This is a genomic window from Halomonas sp. AOP43-A1-21 (assembly GCF_052376775.1).
Classification (GTDB): domain Bacteria; phylum Pseudomonadota; class Gammaproteobacteria; order Pseudomonadales; family Halomonadaceae; genus Vreelandella; species Vreelandella colorata.
In genome coordinates this window covers 1-2,578 of sequence record NZ_JBQSWC010000075.1, presented here as the reverse complement: position 1 = coordinate 2,578, position 2,578 = coordinate 1, and the positions used below count along the sequence as shown (strand labels likewise).

The 2,578-nt window shown below is 57.4% G+C and carries 1 protein-coding gene; it reads left to right on the top strand.

What is annotated here, in order from left to right:
- Window positions 1-2,578 (top strand): non-ribosomal peptide synthetase (locus ACT3R7_RS20550; RefSeq protein ID WP_444660327.1); only part of this gene is annotated, 2,578 nt, incomplete at both ends.

Below are 2,578 nucleotides of genomic sequence, written 5' to 3'. Positions count from 1 at the left end.
TCCTGAGACTGAACTGGCGCCGCTGGAGCTGACGTTTCGCGATTATGTATTGTGGTCGCGACAGCAGGAACAGGGAGATGCCTATGAGTCGGAGCTGGCGTACTGGCGTGAACGTGTGGCGGACCTGGCGGGTCCGCCGGCGTTGCCGGTCAGAAGTGAGCTTGCACTGGAGTTGGGCCATTTTGAGCGTCAGGCGCATCAATTTAATGCGCAGCAGACGCAGCAGTTGCGCGAGCTAGCGCAGTCGCTGGGGATGACGGTCAATGGCTTATTACTAGGCACGTATGCTGAAGTGCTGGGGCGCTGGAGCAGTACGCCACGATTTACTCTGAACATACCACGCTTTAACCGTCCGCAGGTGCATGAGCAGATCAATTCAGTGATGGGCGAGTTTGCGACGTTCTCGTTGCTGAGTGTGGATCGGCAGCAAGGCGCTACGCTGGGTGATCGGCTCAAGCGGATCCAGGAAGATTTGTGGCAGGCGCTTGATCACAGTCGTGTGTCTGGCGTGCGACTTCTAAGAGAAATATCACGATTGAATGGTCGTGTGGAGACGATGGCGATGCCGATCGTGTTCACCTCGGCTGCTGACGGATTCACCCTGGAACGTTTCGGGAGTTTGACGCGGGAGATCACGCAGACGCCACAAGTATGGTTGGACTGTCAGTATTATTTTGTGAGCGATGGTCTGTATGTGAACTGGGATTACGTAGCCTCGCGTTTCCATCCGGGTGTGATAGAGCAGATGTTTACGGCCTGGTGCGTATTGCTGCAAGGTCTGTGTGTACCGCAGCGTTGTGAAGCGTTGCTGCAGTCGCAACAGGCGGTGGATTTGCCTGACGAACAGAAGGCGGTGCGCGCGAAGCTCAATGATCAGAGGCAGGCGTACGACAGCCGGCCGGTGTATCGTCAGTTCGTGGAAAATATGGACAAGCGTGCCGATGATGATCAGCTGGTGGCGGTGTGTGGTAGCGAGCGCCTAACTTATGGGCAACTGCATGCACAGAGCGCACAACTGGGTAGTTATCTGCAGCTATTGAATGATTCGTCATTGAAAAATGACGGGAAAGTGCAGCCGCTAATAGGAGTATTGCTGCCCAAAGGAGTGCAGCAATTGGTGGCAGTATATGGGGTGCTGGCCTCAGGGGCAGCCTACCTACCGCTTGATCTGGCGCAGCCGCAGGCGCGACTGGACTCGATTCTACGTGATGCGGGGGTCAATCAAGTGCTGGTGGATGCACAGACGCAATCGCAGGTCTCGCCAGAGTTCGAGACACTGCGTATTGATGAGTGGCAGGCTGGCTATTGCCACTCTACGGTGCTGGCCGATGAGCAGCTGGCGGGCTGGCAGACGACAGGTCAGGATCTAGTATATGTAATGTACACATCGGGCTCGACGGGTCAGCCAAAGGGGGTGCAGATCGAGCAAGCAGGAGTGCTCAATGCGCTGGATCAGAGTGCGAAGCGCTTTGTATTTTCGTATCCAGTGCGAGCGCTAGGTTTGACGGCATTGCACCATGACATGTCAGTGTATGACGTGTTGGGCGTGCCGCTGTCGGGTGGATTGCTGGTGTTGCCAGAGCAAGCCAAACGCACGGATCCGCAATGCTGGAGTGAGTTGGTGCATGAGTATGCGCTGAACTGCTGGGTGAGTGTGCCGGCGGCGGTAGAGATGTTGCTGTCATGGGGCCAGGTGAGCAATTGGCGGTATGAGAGTCTGCGAACAGTACTGGTAGGTGGAGATTGGGTAGCGGGCCGTTTATATGAGAGGTTGATGTTGGCGGCGCCGCAGGCGCGGTTGTACAGCGTGGGCGGTCCCACGGAGACGACGATGTGGAATATATCGGCGCCGGTCGGTCCGCTGTCAGATGAGTGGCGCAGTGTGCCCTATGGGGTTCCGCTGCCTAATTGCGGTTATCGGATCCTGGATGAGCGGATGCAGGCGTGTCCTGACTGGGTGACGGGAGAAATGTATTGTAGCGGGATCTCGTTAGCACGGGGGTATGTAAACGATGTGGCTCTGACGGCCGAGCGGTTTGTATTTGATGTGCAGACGGGTGAGCGTTTGTATCTGACACAGGACCTAGGGTATTACCATCCGGACGGCCAGATCGAGTTTGTGGGTAGGGCGGACGGTCAGCTCAAGGTGCGGGGTAACCGAATCGAGAGTGGGGAGGTGCAGTCGGTACTGGAGGGTTGGCCGCAGGTACGTCGTGCGCTGGTGTATGTGTATGAGTTAAGGCTGGCGGCGGCGCTGGTGTTGCAGCCAGGAGAGCAGCCGCAGTCGCGCGAGCGTCTGCATGAGCAGGCGGCGGCGCAGTTGCCATCTGCGATGGTACCGGGGGTGTGGTTACAACTGGATCAGTTGCCGCTGACGGGCCATGGCAAGGTGGATATGGAGGAATTGCGAGACCTGACGGCGAAGCAGCTGCGAACTCAGCATCCGCAGTCGCGCGAGCTCAGAGAGGGCGAGCGTGAGCTGGGCCAGTTATGGGAGCAGTTGCTAGGCGTACAGGTGAATAGTGCGCAGGATAACTTCTTCATGCTAGGAGGGGACTCATTGCTGGCGGTCAGATTG